This is a genomic window from Polaromonas sp. YR568 (genome assembly GCF_943372955.1).
GTDB lineage: Bacteria > Pseudomonadota > Gammaproteobacteria > Burkholderiales > Burkholderiaceae_C > Polaromonas.
Map to the genome: position 1 here is coordinate 309,742 of NZ_CALSAL010000002.1, position 19,426 is coordinate 329,167.

Sequence of the window (19,426 nt, forward strand, 5' to 3'; positions counted from 1 at the left end):
GCATGAGTCTGTCACAAGCCACCATCCTGATCGTTGACGACGACCAGCAAAACCGCAAGCTGATTGAAGCACTGCTGCGGCCAGAGGGCTATCGCACGGTCAGTGCAGCCAGTGGCGAGGAGGCCATGATCATGACCGCGCAGCATATGCCCGACTTAGTGCTGCTGGATGTGATGATGCCGGACATGGATGGCTACGAGGTGGCGCGCGCGCTGAAGGCGCACCCGGCCACATCAAACATTCCGATCATCATGCTCACGGCACTGGCTGACCGCACTGCGCGGCTGGCCGGCCTGAATGCGGGGGCAGAGGAATTCCTCACCAAGCCGGTGGACCGGACCGAGCTGTGGCTGCGGGTGCGCAACCTGCTGCGCCTGAAGGAATACAGCGACTTTCTGCAGAACCACAGTGATGTGCTGCAGGCGCGGGTGACCGCTCAGGTCGAGGCGCGCACCGCCGACCTGCAACGCGCCAACCAGCTGCAACTGGACGACGCGGCACGGCAAGCATCCATCCTCAACGCTCTGCCGGCACACATTGCGCTGCTCGACCATGAAGGCGTCATCATCTCGGTGAATGACGCGTGGCGGCACTTTGCCTGCCAGGATTCGCCGCAGTCCCAGGGCTGCGGGCCCGGCGCCAATTACCTCGACATCTGCGACCAGGCCATCGGCCCGGATGCCCGCGAGGCAGACCAGGCCGCAGCCGGCATTCGCGCCGTACTCAGCGGCAGCATCAAAAGCTACTCGCTGGAGTACCCCTGCCACTCCCCTGACGACGACCGCTGGTTTGTCATGACGGTATGCCCCCTGTCTGATGGGCCACCGGGCAAAGGCGTCATCGTGATGCACATGAATGTCACCGTACAGAAATTGGCGTCTGACGAAATTCTGCGCCTGAACTCCGAGCTGGAAGAGCGCGTGCGCAAACGCACCGCCGAGCTGGAAACCGCCAACCGCGAGCTGGAGGCTTTCTCCTACTCGGTCTCGCACGACCTGCGCAACCCGCTCAACACGATTGACGGCTTCAGCGACCTGCTGCACAAGGAAATCAACACGGCGGCACAGCACAACGGCAGTGAACGCAGCCAGCACTACCTGTCGCGCATCCGCTCCGGCGTGGTGCAAATGGGGGAGCTCATCGACGCCCTGCTGTCACTGGCCCAGGTGTCACGAACCACCTTGCGCTGGGAGCCGATTGACCTGAGCGCGATGGCCGGAACGCTGCTTGCGGTCTATCACGAACGCGAGCCTGCGCGGCAGGTGGAGGTCACCATCGAGCCTGGTCTCACGGCGGCGGGCGACCCGGCCCTGTTGCGTCAGGTGCTGGAGAACCTGCTGGCCAATGCCTGGAAGTTCAGCGGAAAAAAAACCAAGCCGGCCATTCGCTTTGCCAGCACACTCAACACCGCCGGGCAACGGGTGTACTCGGTACAGGACAACGGCGCCGGCTTTGACATGGCCTACGGCGACAAGCTGTTTGGTGCCTTCCAACGGCTGCACACGGCCGCTGAATTCTCGGGCACCGGCATCGGGCTGGCGACGGTGCAGCGCATCATCAAGCGCCACGGCGGCCAGGTGTGGGCTGAAGGCATCCTGGGTGAAGGCGCGCGCTTTTCATTCACGCTGGGCACTGCGCCGGCTTGACGGCGCGCTGAACGAGGGGCCGGCTTGACGGCGCGCTGAACGAAGGGCCGGCTTGACGGCGCTTCCTGAGCACTGCGCCGGCCTGAGCGCACCCGGTCCCGGCCCGGGGCACAATAGCAGGGCACTCACCGCAGGCGACACTGGTGCAGCCACCGCCTGTCGCGCGCCATCCCTCTACTGTGACCATGCCACCCATTCTTTATTTCTTCGCGCTCTGCAACCTCGTCATTGGCAGCGGGGCATTTGTGCTGGGCGGCATTCTGCAGCCGATGAGCGCATCGCTCGGCGTCAGCGTCGCCGCCGCCGGACAGGCCATGACGGCCTACGCCATTGCCACCGCGGTGCTGGCACCCCTGCTGATCATCCTCACCGCACGCTGGCCACGCAAGCGGGCCATCCAGCTGGCGCTGCTGCTGTTTTGCGTCGGCTGCCTGATCTGCGCGCTGGCGCCCAATCTGCTGGTGCTGCTGGTGGGCCGGGTGCTGATGGGTGCGGGTGCCATGTTCACCGCGGCGGCCTCCGCACTGGCGGTGAGTATGGTGCCGCCGGCGCAACGCGGTCGTGCGTTGTCGATCACCTTTCTGGGCATCAGCATCAGCTATGCGGTGGGCCTTCCCATCGGCGCGTGGCTGGGGTTTGAGTACGGCTGGCGCGTGCCGGTGTGGTTGTCGGCGGCGGCCAGCCTGGCCGCTCTGGTGGCCGCCAGCTGGCTGGTGCCGGCGCAGATGGCCAGTGCCGGCTCCAGCTTTGCGGGCTTCCGGGCGGCCGCGCGCCAGGGCGGCGTGCTGCGGGTGTGGACGCGCACCCTGCTTTACTTCGTAGCGATCTTCAGCGTGTTTGCATACGTGGGGCCGGTGCTGCAGGCGCTCAACCCGATGAGTTCCACACAGCTGTCGATGACGCTGGCGGTATTCGGCATGGCCGGTGTGGCCGGCACACTCAGCGGTGGCTGGGCCAACGACCGCTTCGGTGCGATCCGCACCATGCGTGTACAGCTGACCGTGCTGGTGACCATGATGTGCCTGTTGCCGCTGACGCAGGGCCATGTGCCCGCCACACTGGCCACGCTGGTGGTGTGGGGCGTGGCCGGCTTCGGCATGATGGCGCCGCAGCAGAGCCGGCTGGCCACCTTGTCGCCCGCGCAGGCGCCCCTGCTGCTCAGCCTGAACGGCTCCATGCTCTATGTGGGCACGGCGCTGGGTGCCGTCATCAGCGGCGCTTTGATCGACACCGTGGGCTTTGCGCATCTGGCCTGGGTCGGCGTGCCCTTTGGCCTGCTGGCCCTGAGCACACTGGCGTTTGACCGCTCCTCCACACCACCAGCGCACACCGCAGCGGCCAGCTCGGGCGCTAGGCCATGAGCGCCGCCGGTCAACTGCAAGCCATGACCGAGGCGCTGCAACGACTGCGCAGCGGTGAACTCAACGCCGCTGGTTTTTCGCACCTAGCGGCCCACCAGAACGAGCTGCTGGGCACGCTGCCGCCGGCGTTTGGCGAGGTGCTCAACGGTTTGCTCACACGCCTCGAATCCAGCGCGCTGTTCAGCGAAGAAAGCTGCTCTTTCAGCCAGACCGACTTGCTGGACAGCCTGCAGATGTGGCTGGACAAAGCCCGGTTGCGGCTGCAGCCCCCGCAATAAGACTCATACGTTAAGACTCACACATTAAGACTCACACGTGGCGCCTGGCCGCCGCCGCAGCCGCAGCCGCTCGGGCGGGTGGCGCGGGTAGCGCATCGGCCCGCTCGTGCAGTGCCTCGATGATGTGGCAACGGTTGTCGGTGCCATCGCAGCGCTGGCGCAGCGCCTGCAGGTCTTGCGCAAGCGCCTTCAACTCCTTCAGGCGGGCCTGCACATGCAGCAGGTGCTCGTCGAGAGCGGTACGGGCGGTAGCGCAATCGGCCTTGCGCGACAGGTCCAGCCCCAGCAGTGTTCGCACTTCGCCCAGCGACATGTCCATTGCCCGGCACAGCCGGATGAAGCGCAGCTGGTGGATGTCACCCACGCTGTACAGCCGGTAGCTGCTGTCGCTGCGCTCCATGACGGGCAGCAGGCCCTCTTTCTCGTAGAAACGGATGTTGGCGACGGACACACCGCTCAGGCGCGCCGCCACACCGATGCGGTGCAGCGTCGGCGTGGCAGCGTCACGGGGATGGTTTGTGGTCTTGGTCATGGTTTTTCAGGCCTGATGCACCTTGATGCCCGTGGCGGCGCGGGCGGTGACAAGCCAGATTCATGTGAGGAAATGCAAAATGGCGACCTGCGGAATGGGCGCGCCACCGTCGGTTGGAGAGGCTTCAGTGGCCGGATGGCAACGATCCCCTGCTCGAAGCCGGGCTTTTGAAAATCCCGCTTGACCTTCAAGTGACTTCAGGGTTTCCAATCATGCCATCAGAACCCGATGTAGAAATCGCCTGAATAAGGAAACCATGTCTTCAAACTGCTGCGACCACACCCCCGCCACCGACACGCGCCTTTCCAGCCCGCGCTACCGCAACATCCTGTGGATTGCGCTGGTTGTCAATCTGGCCATGTTTGTCATCGAGACCGGCGCTGGCTTCCGCGCGGGTTCGACCTCGCTGCTGGCCGACGCGATCGACTTTTTCGGCGATGCCGCCAATTACGGCTTGTCGCTGGCCGTCCTGTCGATGGGGTTGGCGGTGCGGGCACGGGCCGCGTGGGTCAAGGGCATCAGCATGCTCGGCTTTGGCGTGTTTGTGCTTTGGCGCGCCGGCTGGATGTGGCTGCAAGGCGGCACGCCCGAGGCCATCACCATGGGCAGCGTGGGCCTGCTGGCCCTGGTGGCCAACACCGGGGTGGCCCTTTTGCTGTACCGCTACCGCGATGGCGATGCCAACATGCGCAGCGTGTGGCTGTGCACCCGCAACGACGCCCTGGGCAATGTCGCGGTGATGCTGGCGGCCCTGGGGGTGCTGGGCACCGGCTCGGCCTGGCCCGATCTGGCAGTGGCGGCGGTGATGGCCGGGCTGGCCATCACCAGCGGCGTAACGGTGCTGAAGCATGCCCGCGCTGACCTGCAGACTGCGCGCCAGACCGCTGCCGTAAAACCCCAATGATCAACGGGCTATCGGGCGATCAGGGAACTTTCCGGCGGGTAGCCTATCATTCACCGATGCGCCGTTTTGTCCATGCCCTGTTGATCGCCCTGCTGCTCCTGCGCGGCGGGATGGATGTGGCCATGGCAACCACAATGGCCCTCGGGATGCCGGCCGCCCTGCCAGCCGCATCGCACCACGCGATGGTGATGGCCGAGCCTGCCACACCTCAGGGTGAATCTGCAGCCATGGCCGACTGCGCAGGCCACACCGCAGCATTGCAAAACCAGCATGTCGATGCGATCGCCACCCTGGCCGACACCCTCACGCACACCCCTGCTGACACCTCTCACGCCGACTGCGATTCCTGCTCGGTGTGCCAGGCTTGTCATTCGGTGGCGCTGTCATCCAGCACCGCAGCACCTGCACACGCGCAGACCGTCAGCGCCGTGCCCAACGGCGCACAGTCGCAGTTCGCCAGCGCCGACGCTGCGCAGGGCCAGAAACCGCCCATCTCCTGAAACCCGGGCCCGTAGTGGGCCTGTACTTGCATCCGGCACGGCCTGAAACGGCTGCCCGCCCGGAGGTTCGCGACATTTGCCGTCGCCCCGCTTGTTGTTCAGGAGACTCTTGTGACCCTTGCTTTCTTATCTCGTCCGCTGATGTTGCTGGCTGCCCTGGCCGCCACCAGTCACGTCGCCGCCCAGATGGCACCCTACCCCCAGGTGGACCCGCAGCCCGCCCTGCAGGCGGCAGACCCGGCCACCCCGGTGCCAGCCACGCTGTACCGCTCGGTGTTCCGTGACCTGCCGTCCGGCGTCGAGCAGGACAGCGTCGACTGGAAAAAGGCCAACGCCGATGTGGGCCAGTTCCGCCGTGGCCATGTCGATCTGCTGAAGTGGGAGCAGGCCAACAGCCGCAATCCCGCCGCAGTACCCGCAGCCCCCACCGCCACGCCAGCTGCGCCTGCGCCGGCTCCTACCCGCTGAGGCCTGCCATGCAATCAATGATGACCTCCTCCGCTTCCCTTTACGTACCCGCAACGGCAACCAAGCCCGGTCACGCCCCTTCGCTGCCAGCACGGGTGCTGGCTCTCGCGTTACCGCTGGTGCTCGGCGCCTGCGCCAGCACCTCATCGCCCCCTGTACCTCTGGACGGTGGCGTGACCAGCCTGCAGAAGCTCGCAGCCACGGGCACGCAGTCTGCCGACGCACAACCCCTGCCCATCCCGCGGCCGGGAGTTGACAACAGCGCGGAGATCAATGCGCTGCTCAAAGCCCCGCTCACGGCCGATGCCGCGGTGCGCATCGCGCTGCTCAACAATCCCGGTCTTCAGGTCGCGCTGGCCTCGGATGGCATCAACATTTCCGATGCCTCTGCCCCCAACAGCGTGGCCAAGCTCAAGGCCCGTCAGGCGCTGATCCAGACCTCGGCGCAGGCGCGCAAGGCGTGGATCAATGCGGTGGCTGCCGCCCAGAGCGCCCGCTACCTGCGCGATGCCAAGGAAGGCGCCGAAGCCGGTGGTGAGCTGGCCCGCCGGCTGGCCCGCGTGGGCAACTGGAGCCGCCTGCAACAGGCGCGCCAGCAGGCCCTGCTGACGGATGCGGCCATCCAGCTCGCACGCGCCGAACAGGCCGCCTTCAGCGAACGCGAGAAACTGATCGTGGTGATGGGTCTGTGGGGCCCGCAGACCGGCTTCACGCTGCCCGACCGGTTGCCCGACCTGCCCGCCCAGGCACAGGAGCTGCCAGACATCGAAAGCCGCGTGCTCGCCTCGCGCGCCGATCTGCAACTGGCCATGACCGATTACCGCCAGCGCCTGGCCGGCAAACGCGAAACCGGCCGCGATGCGCTGTGGGACAGCCTGCGTGATTCAGCCAAGGTGCGGGAGATTGCCGTGAAGGCGCGCAGCGAAGCCCGCGAGGCCTATCACGCCTACCGCACCGCGCATGATTTGGCGCGCCACTACCAGGCCGACGTGGTGCCGGTGCGCAAGTTCATCAACGATGAAATGGTGCTGCGCTACAACGGCATGCTGTCGAGCATTTTTGATGTGCTGGCCGATGCACAGGCCCAGGTGCTTGCCACCAACAGCGCCATCGAAGCGCAGCGCGACTTCTGGCTGGCCGAGTCCGACCTGCAGACGGTGCTGGCCGGCGCCACGCCGGAGATGTCTGCTGGCAGCGCTGGACGCAGCAGTGGCGCATCTGCGGCCGGCGCGGCTGCCCCGGCGCATTGAGTCATTGACTTCATGTCAGACACATTCATCCCGAAATACCCTCAGGACATCCCATGAACCGACGTGATTTTTTCAACGGCACCGCCGCCACTGCCTTCACGGCTGTTGCGGCTGCCTCGGTCAGCAAGGTCGCCATGGCGGCCTTGCCGGAGCCGGTCATCATGACCAAGCCGGACACCGCCGCCCCGCTGACACCACCGAATGGCCGTCCCTACAACCCGGTGGTCACCCTCAACGGCTGGACGCTCCCCTGGCGCATGAACAACGGCGTGAAAGAGTTCCACCTGGTCGCCGAGCCAGTGGTGCGCGAGATGACGCCCGGCTTCAAGGCCCACATGTGGGGCTACAACGGCCAGAGCCCCGGCCCCACCATCGAGGTGGTGGAAGGCGACCGCGTGCGCATCTTCGTCACCAACAAGCTGCCCGAGCACACCACCATCCACTGGCACGGCCAGCGCCTGCCCAACGGCATGGACGGCGTGGCGGGCCTGAACCAGCCGGCCATCCCCGTCGGCAAGACCTTTGTCTACGAGTTCGTGGCACGCCGACCCGGCACCTTCATGTACCACCCACATGCCGACGAAATGACGCAGATGGCCATGGGCATGATGGGTTTCTGGATCACCCACCCGAAGGAAAAGCACCCGCTGATCGACGAGGTGGACCGCGATTTCGTGTTCCTTCTCAACGCTTACGACATCGATCCCGGCAGCGCCACGCCGAAGATCATGACCATGCTGGACTTCAACCTCTGGAGCTGGAACAGCCGCATCTTCCCGGGCATTGATCCGCTGGTGGTGCGCAAGAACGACAAGGTGCGCATCCGCTTCGGCAACCTCACCATGACCAACCACCCGATCCACCTGCACGGCCACGAGTTTCTGGTCACAGGCACCGACGGTGGCCCCACACCCAAGTCCACCCGCTGGTACGAGGTGACCACCGACGTCGCCGTCGGTCAGATGCGGCAGATCGAGTTTCTGGCCGATGAAGAAGGCGACTGGGCATTCCACTGCCACAAGAGCCACCACACCATGAACGCGATGGGCCACAACGTGCCGACCAGCATTGGCGTGGACCACCGTGGGCTGATCGGCAAGCTGCAAAAAGCCGTGCCCGACTACATGGTGATGGGCGAGCGCGGCATGGCCGACATGGGCGAGATGGAGATGCAGATTCCCGACAACACCGCACCCATGATGACCGGCACCGGCCCCTACGGCGGCGTCGAGATGGGCGGCATGTTCAGCATGGTGATGGTGCGCAAGGACCAGAAGCCCGGCGACTACAAAAACCCCGGCTGGTACAAGCAGCCACCCGGCACCCAGGCCTATGAATGGAAAGGCGAGCTGCCGTCCGCCCCACGGGCACAGGCAACCGGCGGCAACAAAACATCGGCAGCCTCATCAGCGCCCGCTGCAGCGACCAGTGCCGAGGTGCAGATTCGCAAGCCATCAGGGCACTCGGGCCATGCCGGCCACTGACGCCATGCCCATCAGGAGAAATTTCATGATCACTTCATCAACCCTCCGGCTTGTTGTGCTTGGCGCCTCGCTGGCAGGCTCAGCCACCGTATTCGCCCAGCACTCTGGCCATGCTGGGCACGGACAGAGCGCGCAGCAGAGCCACGGCAGCGCGAGCGCGAGCGCGCCCACGCACTACGCCGGCCAGCAACAGCGCGCCATCAAGGCGCTGTCGGACAAGGATGTTCAGGACCTCATGGAGGGCAAAGGCATGGGCCTGGCACTGGCCGCCGAGTTGAACAGTTACCCTGGCCCGATGCATGTGCTTGAAAACGCACAAGCGCTGGGCTTGAGCGACACACAGCGCAGCAGCACGGCCCAGCTGATGAGCACGCACAAGGAGGAAGTGCGCACCCTCGGTCGCCAGCTGGTGGAGGTCGAGCGCGAGCTTGACCAGGCCTTTGCCTCGCGCCAGATCGACTCGCCCTCGCTCACGGCCCGCATGCAGCGCATCGGCGCCTTGCAGGCGGCCATCCGCGACGCGCATCTGCAAACCCATCTGCGGCAGACCGCGCTGCTGACGGCGGCGCAGGTGGCCCAATACAACCAGTTGCGCGGCTACGGCACATCTGCCGCAGCATCGCACAAGCACTGATCCACCACGCCTTTAACTCACAGCAATTCACGGTAATCCACGGAGCCATCAATGAAAAAACACATCCTCACCCTGGGCTTGGCCCTGCTGCCCTTCATGACCGGCCAGGCACTGGCCCACGGCGACATGCATGGCAAGGCGCCAGCCGCCAAGAAGGAGCAAAAGGAATGGGGCATCGCTGGCGATGCCAAATCCGTCAACCGCACCATCACGCTGGTGATGGACGACGCCATGCGCTTCACACCCAACGCCATCACGGTGAAGCAAGGTGAAACCATCCGCTTCGTGGTGCAGAACAAGGGCAAGCTGATGCACGAAATGGTGATCGGCACCCGTGCCGAACTGGACGCACACGCCGCCATGATGGTCAAATTCCCGAACATGGAACACGACGAACCCTACATGGCCCATGTGTCGGCGGGCAAGAAAAGCAACCTGATCTGGACCTTCAACAAGGCCGGCGAGTTTGACTTTGCCTGCCTGATTGCCGGCCATTACCAGGCTGGCATGACCGGCAAGATCACCGTTGCCGCGCGCTGACCACAGCCCCATCCATCTTCACAAGGAGCCCCTCATGAAACGCAGATTCCTCCTCCAGGCCCTCGCTGGCGCAGCGGCCATGGCCTCCATGCTGCCCGCAGCGCAATCGCAGATGTTCACCGAAGTCGAGGTCTGGAAAGACCCCAACTGTGGCTGCTGCGGGGACTGGGTCAAGCACCTGGAGGCCAACGGCTTCAAGGTGAAGGTCAACGATGTGGGCAACGAAGCCGCCCGCACCCGGCTGGGCATGCCTCCCAAGCTGGGCTCCTGCCACACCGCGCTGGTGGGTGGCTATGTCGTGGAAGGCCATGTGCCTGCCCGCGAGATCCGGCGCCTGCTGAAAGACAAGCCACAGGCCCTGGGTCTGGCCGTGCCGGGCATGCCAGTAGGCTCACCCGGCATGGATGGCTCTGTTTACGGCGACCGCAAAGACCCCTACGACGTGCTGCTGGTGCAGCGTGATGGCCGCACAGCCGTTTACCAAAGTTACTTCCGCACTGGCGTGAAAGCCTGAGCTGGCTCGCGAACCCGACAAACGCCGCGAACTTTATTCGCCTTCTGACAGTCCATAGCTCTGGCCCCACCTTTCAAGGATTCCCATGAAAACCCGTCAAATCATCCTCGCTGCTGCTTTGTCCATCTCAGGCATGGTCACCGCCATGGCCCAGCAGGCACTGCCCAAGGCCGACGCCGAGGTGCGCAAGGTCGACAAGGACACCGGCAAGATCACGCTGAAACACGGCGAGATCAAGAACCTCGACATGCCCCCCATGACCATGGTGTTCAAGGCCAAAGACCCGGCGCTGCTCGACAAGGTCAAGGCTGGCGACAAGGTCAGCTTCACCGCTGACCAGATCAACGGCACCTACACCGTGCTGTCGCTGGAATCCAGCAAGTAAAATCACGCCGCCATGCGCGTCCTGCTCCTCGCCTTGATGATTGCCCTGCTGCCCATTCGCGGCTGGATGGGCAACGCCATGGCCGTGAGCATGGCAGCGCAGCAGGTCAGCATGGTGGCCAGTGATGCCGCCGACACCGCCATGCCGGAAGACTGCCCGATGCAGGCCATGGCAGGTGCGGATGACGCGGTGCCGGATGCATCACCCGCCAACAGTGGCATCGCAAAGTGCAACTGTGAAACCTGCGAGTTGTGCCTTGCGCTGGCTTCGGTGTCTCCGTTCCAGTTGCCACACACGTCGTTTGCACCCGCCGTCGGGCCAGTTGCCGACGGTTTGCTGTTCGTCAGCGCCGACCGCACGACCGGCCTCAAACCACCCATTTCCTGATCTCCCTACCCGAAGTGCGTCCGCCATCGACTGGCGGGCGGTTTCAGCTGAGGCGGCTTCATCGCTGCCCGCTTCTTGGAGATCACTGTGAAATATCCGATTCAGGCCTTTGCGGCCTGCCTGATGGCTTTAGGCATTGCCAGCACATCACCCGTTCATGCCGCGCCGCCAGAGCAGGTCGCAGCAAAGGTGGTTGCACTGAACGCCGAACGAAGCCAGATCGTGTTGAAGCATGCACGCATCAAGAGCATCGACATGGACGCCATGACCATGCCTTTCAAGGTCAGGGACGCGGCCCTGCTCAAGCCACTGAAGGTGGGCGACAAGGTCCGCTTCTCGGTTGCGGTGGAGAACGATGAGCTCACCGTCACCAGCATCCGGAGGGTGCCATGAAGGCCGCGTTGCGTCTGCTTGTCAGCAGCTTTCTGACACTCGCTGCCGCAGCCGTTCACGCGGGCCCCATGGGCTTCAAGGACAGCACCATGGCGATGGGCGACTTCAGCCCCAACTGGCAGGAGGCCTGGGTCAACCACGCCTTCACGCCACGTGACGCTGTGGGTGCTGGCGGCGTGTACATGCGCTCGGACGACAAGCGCCTCACGCGCGAGTTTGCCGAGCTCACCTACACGCGGCTTCTGCACCGCATCAACGGACCGCATTCACAGGCCAACTTCTGGTTTGTGGGCGGCTTGGGCAAGGTGCGTGGCAACGACTTTGGTGGCACCAGGACCATGTGGGCACCCGGCATATCGGCCGACTATGAAACCACGCGCATCTATACCTCGGCCATGGTGCGCCTTTACCGTGCACCGGGCATACGGCATGACTTCGCCTCGGTGCGCGCCGGCTTTTCGTTTTATGAGGTGGACTACGACGAAGTGCAGCCCTGGTTCATTCTCGAGGCCAGGCGCATGAAGGGGCTGTCTGACGAGACCGAGGTCACGCCGATGCTGCGTTTCATCCACAACCGCTACTTTGTCGAAGTGGGCGTCAACAACATGAAGCAGGGCCGCTTCAACTTCATGTACATCTTCTGAAAAACGTCTTCTCATTCATCCATTCATCCATTCATCCAACTTTTGATTCACACTTTGAAGGAAATCACCATGCGTTCATCCACTCTCAAAAACATTGCCCTCAGCCTCACACTGGCTGGCACGTTCGTCTCCCCGGTCTGGGCCGCTGAAAGCGTCAAGGCCACCGTCAACGGCATGGTCTGCGCGTTCTGTGCGCAGGGCATTGAAAAGCGCCTGTCCAAGCTGCCAGCCACCAAGGCGGTTTTTGTGGACCTGAAGAACAAGGTTGTCGCCGTCGAAGCCAAGGACGGGCAGACGCTGGACGGCAAGGTCATCACCGCCGAGATCACCGATGCAGGCTATGACGTGGTCAAGCTTGAAACCGTGCAGCAGTCGGTGGCCGACATCAAGGCGGCCGTGAAGGCCGCGAAGTGAGCACAGCACCCGCAGACGACGGGCTGCGCGCCAGCGCGGTGTCAGCCTGGTCGTCGTGGCTGACGCTTTTTGCCAGCTCGGGCACGCTGGTGTGCTGCGCCCTGCCCGCCTTGCTGGTGACGCTGGGCGCCGGTGCGGCGCTGTCCAGCTTGATTGCCGTGGTACCCGGTCTGGTGTGGATCAGCGAGTACAAGGTCGAGGTGTTCGCCTTCGCCGGCCTGATGATGGCTGGCAGCGGGCTGCTGCAGTGGCGCAACCGCACGGCGCCCTGCCCGTTGGATCCGGCCTTGCGCCACGCCTGCCTGCGTACCCGCAAGACATCGGCGCGGGTGTATGTCATCAGTCTGGCGGTTTACGTGGTGGGTGGCTGGTTTGCGTTTGTGCAGCCGCTGATCGGGGCGCAGACAGCAGGCTGATCGGCCGCACGCCACATCGGGCGGCATGCATGCTAAGGTTCCGGCATGCCGACCCACATTCGCTACACCCTGCTGTCCCTGCGCGATCTGGCCGTCTCGGTCGGGCCCTTCGTTGCGCTCGCCATTGCCCTGCTGGTGGCCACCTACTGGTGGCTGGACCCGAACCCGCCCAAGCGCGTCACGCTGGCCACCGGGCCCGCCCAAAGTGCTTACGAGGAGTTTGGCAAGCGCTATGCAGCCGCGCTGAAGCCCGAGGGCATCGAGGTGGTGCTGGTGCCCTCGCAGGGCTCGGCCGACAACCTGCAGTTGCTGCGAACGGGCCAGGTCGATGTAGGTTTTGTACAGGGTGGCACCAGCGACTACACCGATCAGGATGAGGAAGACCTTGCGTCGCTCGGCAGCCTGTTTGTCGAACCCCTGTGGCTGTTCTACCGCGAAGCCACCGCCCGGAAAGTGCTGGCCGCTGCCGACAAGGGCAAACTGGCCAACGCCCGCCGCAATGAACCCGAAGAGGCCAGCCTGACATCGCTCACGCAGCTGCAGGGGCTGAAGGTGAACTTCGGCACACCCGGCAGCGGCGTGCCCAGCCTGATGACCAAGCTGCTGGAGAGCAACCGTATCGAGCCGGCCAGCCTGAAGGTGTCGCAGCTGGAGCAGACGCCCGCCACGGTGGCATTCCTCGGCGGTGAACTGGATGCGCTGGTGTTTGCCTCGGCACCCGAGTCGCTGATGGTGCAGATGCTGCTGCAAACCCCCGGCGTGAAGCTGATGAACTTTGCGCAGAGCGAAGCCTACTCGCGCCGCTTTGCCTTTCTGGGCACCACCCGCCTGCCCCGGGGCGTGGTCGACCTGGCCGGCAACATTCCACCCGACGACGTGCGGCTGGTTGCGCCCACCACCTCGCTCATTACCCGCACCACCACGCACCCGGCGCTGCAGCAGTTGTTTGCACAGGCGGGCAACGACATCCACGGCGGCGCCGGCTGGTTCAAGAGCGCACGCGAGTACCCGAACCGCGACAACAGTGAGTTGCCGATTTCAAAGGAAGCCGAACGCGCCATCAAGAACGGCACGCCGCTGCTGCAGCGCTATCTGCCGTTCTGGGTGTCCAACCTGGTTGAGCGGATGTGGCTGGCCATGGGCATCATCCTGGCCATCATGCTGCCCCTGTCACGCATCGTGCCGCCGCTGTATGCCTTCCGCGTGCGTTCACGCATCTTCCGCTGGTACGGCCAGCTGCGCGACATTGAAAACCGCATTGACAGCACCGGCAGCAACGCGGCGCTGCTGGAAGAGCTGAACAGCCTTGAAAGCCGGGCCGAAAAGGTGTCGGTGCCGCTGTCTTACACCGATGAGCTGTATGCGCTGCGGAGCAACATTCATCTGGTGCGGAAGAAGTTGCAGAGGTTGTAGAAGGCTGGCCTGCCTGCTGTCGAAACAAAGCAGAACTCCAAGGGTTTGAACTTTTCACCTCTCAAGGCAGTCTCTTGTCGAAGCCTCGCAGAGATGCCTGGAATCAGTTGTAGTGAGCAACGTTAGCCAGTAGAAATCCGTAGAACTGGGGTACTATGCCCGCCGAAATGTCAGATATGGACCGTCGTCACTTCCTCTACAGCCTCGCCTCACTGGGAATCGGCACCCAACTCGGCTGCACATCCTCAGTCCACAACTACCCGGCTCGCGAGTTCGAGCTGGTCGCAATGGCTGGCCAGGCGTTGACGGATACGGGCAAACCTGCGATCGCAGCGTGGACCTACGGCGGGAGCGTTCCGGGGCCCCAGTTGCGCGTGCGTCAAGGCGAGCGCGTTCGGGTGCAAGTGACGAACCAGCTCACTGCACCCACTACCGTGCACTGGCACGGCGTGAGATTGCCTAACGCCATGGACGGTGTTCCACATGTGACGCAGCCGCCAATTGAGCCTGGACAGCGTTTCATTTACGAATTCGACGCCATCGATGCCGGCACGTATTGGTACCACTCGCACTTCCAGAGCTCGGAACAGGTGGACCGGGGCCTTTATGGCACCTTGATCGTGCAGGAACGGCAGCCCCCGACGGTTCATCGTGATGTGACCTGGGTGCTTGACGATTGGCGCATCACGGCGGGCGGGCTGGTCAGTGAGTCGTTCGGAAGCGCCCACGACATGTCGCATGCGGGGCGAATCGGGAACGTAATCACAGTCAATGGATCCGTGAGCGACCAGTTTCCAATCCGGGCCGGGGAAAGGCTTCGTCTGCGGCTGGTGAATGCTGCCAACGCACGCATTTTTGCGCTGCGGTTCCAGGGGCACCGGCCAATGATCATCGCTCTGGACGGCCACCCGGTTGCACCTCATGAGCCTGACGGTGGACGGATCGTCCTGGCGCCGGGGATGCGTTGCGATGTGGTGATCGATGCAACAGGATCTCCTGGTGAGCGGTATCCGGTACAGGAACTCTTCTCCCCTCGCCAGCAATACGTGTTGATGGACCTCGCGTACGACACGGCGCCGCGCATGACCGACCAAATTGCCGACCCGATTACCGACCGCTTGCCGCCACTGGCGCCTTTGGCGGCAAACCCGGTGAAAGAGCCTGACTTGAAGAGTGCAAAAACCCATGAGATTGTTTTTGGCGGCGGGATGATGGGAAACCTTCACCAGGCTTTGCTGGATGGAAAGCCGACCGACATGCGTGATCTGCTTCGGCGCGGAAAGGCCTGGGCCATCAACGGCCATATTTCCGACTCTCATCACCACATGGAACCCATGCTCCGCCTGGCTCTGGGCCAGAGCTATGTCTTGCGGATGCGTAACGACACGGCGTGGCACCATCCCATCCATCTGCACGGGCACACGTTTCGGGTGACGCGCCGCAACGGGCTCGCTACACCGCACCAGGAATGGCGGGACACTGTGCTGATGTCCCCTAGAGAAGAAATCGAAGTTGCGTTCGTGGCCGACAACCCCGGAAACTGGATGTTCCACTGCCACATCCTGGAGCACCATGCAGGCGGCATGATGGGCTTGGTGAGCGTGGGCTAAAAGACACGAAGGTCAACGCGCGGCATGCGCCCTTTGTAGCTCAGACGCATTCAGGATTCTCGGCGGGACATTCTGGGGCGTACCAAACTTTTATTGGACGACTACCTGACGCCGGTCACTCGCCAATGTCCGCTTGCGGCAGGGGCAGCGGCAAACACCGCTCCCGTGCGGCTTGACACCACGGGAGTGAATCGGAACTTTCGAGGGCTACAGGCCTCCCACTGCGCTGACTGGTTGCCCGTTCGGTGCAGGCCGGCGACAGACCCACTTTCATTGTTTCTCACCCATGACCAAACCCGCCCAGTCCATCATCGAAGTTGACAACCTGTCCATGTCCTACCCACTGGCCCACACCCGGGTGGATGTGCTGCGCGGCGTGAACCTGCGCATCGCGGCCGGCACCCGCGTGGCAATTGCCGGGCCTTCAGGATCTGGCAAAACCTCGCTGCTGCTGCTGTTTTCCGGGCTGGAGCGGCCCAGTAGCGGGCGCGTGGTGATTGACGGCGTGGACCTGGGCCAACTGGACAGGGATGGCCTGGCCGACCTGCGGCGCGAGCGCGTCGGCATCGTGTTCCAGAGCTTTCACCTGCTGCCCAGCCTGAGTGCGCTCGACAACGTGGCGCTGCCTCTGCAAATGACTGGCCAGCGTGACGCCCGCGACCAGGCGCGCAGCATGCTGGCGCGGGTCGGTCTGAGCGGCCGGCTAGACCACTTTCCCACCCAGCTTTCGGGCGGTGAGCAGCAGCGTGTGGCGATTGCGCGCGCACTGGTCCATCGCCCACGCCTGCTGCTGGCCGACGAGCCGACCGGCAACCTTGACGACACCACCGCTGAATCTGTGCGCGAGCTGCTGTTTGAACTGAACCGCGACATGGGCACCACCCTGATCCTGGTCACCCATGACCTGGACTTTGCCGCCCGTTGCGACCGCGTGCTGCGCCTGCACGACGGCCAGTTGATCGAGACTTTGCCCCACGCGGTGCACAGCCCGCTTCCAAACCACCAGCCCAGCGCCGAAGGCAGCACAGGAGCCGAGCGCCATGCCCTTCCTGCTTGATTTGGCCTGGCGCGACCTGCGCCGCAGCGGCCGCAGTTTGTGGATTTTTTGTGCCTGCCTGGTGCTGGGCGTGTCCCTGGTGGCCGCTGGCGGCGGCTTGTACCGGCAGGTGGCGGACGCGCTGCGCTCGGATGCGCGCCTGCTCTTTGGCGGTGACGTTGAAGTGGAGTACCAGCAACCGCTGCCGGCCGATGTGCTGACCTGGATGACCCGCTCCGCCACCGTCTCGCGCATGGTGGAAATGCGCACCATGCTGCGCACCTCCAGCGGGCAGTCACAACTCATCGAATTGCAAAGCGCCGACCAGCAGTACCCGCTGTATGGCGACGTGACCCTCGCCCCGGCCGCTGCGCTGGACACCGCACTGGCGCAACGCGGCAAGGACTGGGGTGCCGCCATAGATGCCGCCCTGGCCCAGCGCCTGGGTCTTCAGCCCGGTGACCGCATCGAGATTGGCGAGCTGAACCTTGAAGTGCGCGCCCTCATCACCCGGCAGCCCGATCGCAGCCTGCGCGCCGACTGGGGTGGCGCCCCAGTGCTAGTCGCCGAAGGCGCGCTGATGGCCACTGGCCTGGTGCAGCCCCTCAGCCGGGTGGACTACCGCTACCGCGTGCGCACCGACCAGCCCGCAAACCAGTGGCGCGACAGCTTTGTGACCGCCTTCCCCGCGCTGGATGCCGAGGTGCAAAGTTTTGACCAGCGCAGCGAACGCATGGCCGAGGTGCTGGCGCAGATCGGCTCGGGCCTGCTGCTGATTGGTTTTTCGGCGCTGTTCATTGGCGGGCTGGGCGTGTTCAACAGCGTACAGGCCTACCTGCAAGGCAAGCTGACCACGCTGGCCACGCTGCGCGCGCTGGGCCTGCGCGACCGGCAACTGGCACTCATGGTGCTGCTGCAGATCGTCATGCTGGCGCTGCTGGCCAGCACCGCCGGCGTGCTGGTGGGTAACGCACTGGCGCTGGCCGGTGCGTTCGTCACCGCCGAGCGCCTACCCATGGCGGTGCTGCTGGGCGGGCTGTGGCAACCCTCATTGGTGGCGCTGATGTTCGGCGTGCTCACCGCTGTGGCCTTTGCCCTGCCGGCGCTGGGACGCGCCTTGTCGGTGTCGCCCGCCGCCCTGTTCCGGGGGATGAACGGTTCGCAGCTGAAAACCCCGCGCAGCGCCTGGTGGCTCACCGCCGCAGCGGCTGGTCTGGTGTTGCTGCTGCTGGTGCTCACCCTGCCCGACCCACGCTTCGGCCTGGCCTTCGTGGGGGCCACCGCCGGCCTGCTGGTGCTGCTGGAAGGCATCACGCGCGGGCTCAAGCACCTGGCGCGCGGCGTTCAGGGCATGAACCGCTGGCAGCCACCGGTGGAACTGCAGCTGGCACTCGCCGGCCTGCAGCAGCCGCATTCGCCGCTGCGGCCGGCGCTGCTGTCGCTGGGTTCGGCGCTCACGCTGCTGGTGGCCTGCACGCTGGTGGTCGTGTCGCTGCTGCGCACGGTCAATGAAACCGTACCAGCCAACGCGCCAGCCATGGTGTTCTACGACGTGCAGACCGAACAGATCGACACCCTGCGCGAAACGCTGCAGGCCTCTTCAGGCCTGGCCCGCGTACAGACCGCGCCGCTGGTGCTGGGCCGGCTGGTGGCGGTCAACGGCGAAACCCTGCGCGACAGCGCCGACGGTGAGCGCGCTCTGGAAGCGCGCGACGAACACAAGCTCAGCAACCGCGAAGGCAACATCGACGACGTGGTGATCGACCGTGGCCAGTGGTGGCCCGCCAACCACACGGGGGAGCCGCTCGTGGCCATGGAAGACCGCGAAGCCGACCAGCTCGGCCTGAAGGTGGGCGACCAGCTGCGCTTCGAGATCATGGGCACGCCGGTGGACGTGACGCTCTCAGCCATCTACAGCCAGCGCCGCATGCAGTCACGCCTGTGGCTGGAAGCCATCTTCAGCGACGGCGTGCTCGACCCCTTCATCACCCGCCACGTGGGTGCGGCCTGGCTGCCTGCTGATGAGGCCCTGGCCGCGCAGGACCGTCTGGCCGCAGTGGCGCCCAACATCGCCAGCGTGCGCACCGAATCGCTGCTGCGCGAAACCCGCAACCTCATGGGCCGCGCCAGCAACGGCCTGGCCGTGGTGGCTGCCGTATGCCTGGCCGCCAGCCTGCTGGTGCTGGCCAGCGTGGTAGCCGCCAGTCGGTCGCGCCAGGTGTATGACGCCACCGTGATGTACACCCTGGGTGCGCGCCTGTCCACGCTGCGGCGGGTGCTGTACTGGGAATACGCCGTACTGGCGCTGGTGACCGCAGGCTTTGCCGTGCTGACCGGCAGCGCCCTGGCCACCGGCCTGCTGCGCTGGCGCCTGGACATCGACCCCAGCGGCCTGTACTGGAGCGGCCTGCTCACGGCCCTGGGTGTAAGCGGGGTCAGTCTGGGCATGGGCGCGCGTTACTTGCTGCGCCAGATGAACCTCAGCCCCGCGTTGTTGCTGCGCAGCGGGGGTTAGTGGGTGTCCAGTATGGTCAGCGCCCCAAAGCTGTCTTGCCCCCAGCTTCAGCGCTAGCTTGTACAAATTGCCGACATTCAGCTGAAGCTGCTGCGCCGTACG

22 protein-coding genes are annotated in these 19,426 nt (G+C 64.6%); 21 read left to right on the forward strand and 1 reads right to left on the reverse strand.

The window, feature by feature from the left end:
* Window positions 1–2: 2 nt before the first annotated feature.
* The 3 genes from AAG793_RS07350 to AAG793_RS07360 all read left to right on the forward strand — a co-directional run bounded on the left by AAG793_RS07350 (window position 3) and on the right by AAG793_RS07360 (window position 3,285).
* Window positions 3–1,646 carry a response regulator gene (locus AAG793_RS07350; RefSeq protein WP_341906232.1) on the forward strand — a complete coding sequence of 548 codons (1,644 nt, stop codon included), beginning with the start codon at window positions 3–5 and terminating at the stop codon, window positions 1,644–1,646.
* A 185-nt stretch (window positions 1,647–1,831) separates the two neighbouring features.
* The gene (locus tag AAG793_RS07355) at window positions 1,832–3,007 is read left to right on the forward strand and encodes an MFS transporter (protein ID WP_341906235.1); all 1,176 of its coding nucleotides are present in this window, start codon (window positions 1,832–1,834) and stop codon (window positions 3,005–3,007) included.
* Entirely contained in the window at window positions 3,004–3,285 is a 282-nt protein-coding gene (locus AAG793_RS07360; protein WP_341906238.1) for a hypothetical protein, read from the forward strand. The genes AAG793_RS07355 and AAG793_RS07360 overlap by 4 nt, the downstream gene beginning before the upstream one ends.
* A gap of 31 nt (window positions 3,286–3,316) precedes the next feature.
* Here AAG793_RS07360 and AAG793_RS07365 read toward each other — a convergent pair whose 3' ends face one another.
* Window positions 3,317–3,817: a MerR family transcriptional regulator gene (locus AAG793_RS07365; protein WP_341906240.1), complete on the reverse strand. Its 501-nt coding sequence runs from the start codon at window positions 3,815–3,817 to the stop codon at window positions 3,317–3,319.
* Window positions 3,818–4,073: 256 nt separating this feature from the next.
* Here AAG793_RS07365 and AAG793_RS07370 point away from each other — a divergent pair, with 256 nt between their 5' ends.
* From AAG793_RS07370 to AAG793_RS07455, 18 genes are all read left to right on the forward strand, one after another.
* Window positions 4,074–4,721 (forward strand): cation transporter, encoded by a 648-nt coding sequence (locus AAG793_RS07370; RefSeq protein ID WP_341906242.1) that lies wholly within the window; start codon window positions 4,074–4,076, stop codon window positions 4,719–4,721.
* Between the two features lie 122 nt (window positions 4,722–4,843).
* Window positions 4,844–5,221: a hypothetical protein gene (locus tag AAG793_RS07375; protein WP_341906245.1), complete on the forward strand. Its 378-nt coding sequence runs from the start codon at window positions 4,844–4,846 to the stop codon at window positions 5,219–5,221.
* A 111-nt stretch (window positions 5,222–5,332) separates the two neighbouring features.
* Entirely contained in the window at window positions 5,333–5,689 is a 357-nt protein-coding gene (locus AAG793_RS07380; RefSeq protein ID WP_341906248.1) for a hypothetical protein, read from the forward strand.
* A gap of 8 nt (window positions 5,690–5,697) precedes the next feature.
* Window positions 5,698–6,939 carry a hypothetical protein gene (locus AAG793_RS07385; RefSeq protein ID WP_341906251.1) on the forward strand — a complete coding sequence of 414 codons (1,242 nt, stop codon included), beginning with the start codon at window positions 5,698–5,700 and terminating at the stop codon, window positions 6,937–6,939.
* Between the two features lie 53 nt (window positions 6,940–6,992).
* Window positions 6,993–8,423, forward strand: coding sequence for a copper oxidase (locus AAG793_RS07390; RefSeq protein ID WP_341906254.1), 1,431 nt, complete (start codon window positions 6,993–6,995; stop codon window positions 8,421–8,423).
* A 25-nt stretch (window positions 8,424–8,448) separates the two neighbouring features.
* Entirely contained in the window at window positions 8,449–9,057 is a 609-nt protein-coding gene (locus AAG793_RS07395; protein WP_341906257.1) for a periplasmic heavy metal sensor, read from the forward strand.
* Window positions 9,058–9,153: 96 nt separating this feature from the next.
* On the forward strand, window positions 9,154–9,597 hold the full coding sequence (locus tag AAG793_RS07400; RefSeq protein ID WP_341907651.1) for a cupredoxin family protein: 444 nt from the start codon (window positions 9,154–9,156) through the stop codon (window positions 9,595–9,597).
* 79 nt (window positions 9,598–9,676) lie between these two features.
* Window positions 9,677–10,111 carry a DUF411 domain-containing protein gene (locus AAG793_RS07405; protein WP_341907654.1) on the forward strand — a complete coding sequence of 145 codons (435 nt, stop codon included), beginning with the start codon at window positions 9,677–9,679 and terminating at the stop codon, window positions 10,109–10,111.
* Window positions 10,112–10,196: 85 nt separating this feature from the next.
* On the forward strand, window positions 10,197–10,496 hold the full coding sequence (locus AAG793_RS07410) for a copper-binding protein (protein ID WP_341906261.1): 300 nt from the start codon (window positions 10,197–10,199) through the stop codon (window positions 10,494–10,496).
* Between the two features lie 12 nt (window positions 10,497–10,508).
* Window positions 10,509–10,883, forward strand: coding sequence for a hypothetical protein (locus AAG793_RS07415; protein WP_341906264.1), 375 nt, complete (start codon window positions 10,509–10,511; stop codon window positions 10,881–10,883).
* 87 nt (window positions 10,884–10,970) lie between these two features.
* A complete protein-coding gene (locus tag AAG793_RS07420; protein ID WP_341906266.1) occupies window positions 10,971–11,276 on the forward strand; it encodes a copper-binding protein in 306 nt (101 codons plus the stop codon).
* A complete protein-coding gene (locus AAG793_RS07425; protein ID WP_341906268.1) occupies window positions 11,273–11,920 on the forward strand; it encodes a hypothetical protein in 648 nt (215 codons plus the stop codon). The genes AAG793_RS07420 and AAG793_RS07425 overlap by 4 nt, the downstream gene beginning before the upstream one ends.
* Before the next feature lie 69 nt (window positions 11,921–11,989).
* Window positions 11,990–12,334: a heavy metal-associated domain-containing protein gene (locus AAG793_RS07430; protein ID WP_341906271.1), complete on the forward strand. Its 345-nt coding sequence runs from the start codon at window positions 11,990–11,992 to the stop codon at window positions 12,332–12,334.
* Entirely contained in the window at window positions 12,331–12,750 is a 420-nt protein-coding gene (locus AAG793_RS07435; RefSeq protein WP_341906274.1) for a hypothetical protein, read from the forward strand. Before AAG793_RS07430 ends, AAG793_RS07435 begins: the two co-directional genes overlap by 4 nt.
* Window positions 12,751–12,795: 45 nt before the next feature.
* Window positions 12,796–14,163 carry a TAXI family TRAP transporter solute-binding subunit gene (locus AAG793_RS07440; protein ID WP_341906277.1) on the forward strand — a complete coding sequence of 456 codons (1,368 nt, stop codon included), beginning with the start codon at window positions 12,796–12,798 and terminating at the stop codon, window positions 14,161–14,163.
* A 176-nt stretch (window positions 14,164–14,339) separates the two neighbouring features.
* Entirely contained in the window at window positions 14,340–15,773 is a 1,434-nt protein-coding gene (locus tag AAG793_RS07445; RefSeq protein ID WP_341906280.1) for a multicopper oxidase family protein, read from the forward strand.
* A gap of 286 nt (window positions 15,774–16,059) precedes the next feature.
* Window positions 16,060–16,830, forward strand: a complete 771-nt coding sequence (locus AAG793_RS07450) for an ABC transporter ATP-binding protein (protein WP_341906283.1) — start codon at window positions 16,060–16,062, stop codon at window positions 16,828–16,830.
* The gene (locus AAG793_RS07455) at window positions 16,814–19,324 is read left to right on the forward strand and encodes an FtsX-like permease family protein (protein ID WP_341906285.1); all 2,511 of its coding nucleotides are present in this window, start codon (window positions 16,814–16,816) and stop codon (window positions 19,322–19,324) included. Before AAG793_RS07450 ends, AAG793_RS07455 begins: the two co-directional genes overlap by 17 nt.
* Window positions 19,325–19,426 lie beyond the last annotated feature (102 nt).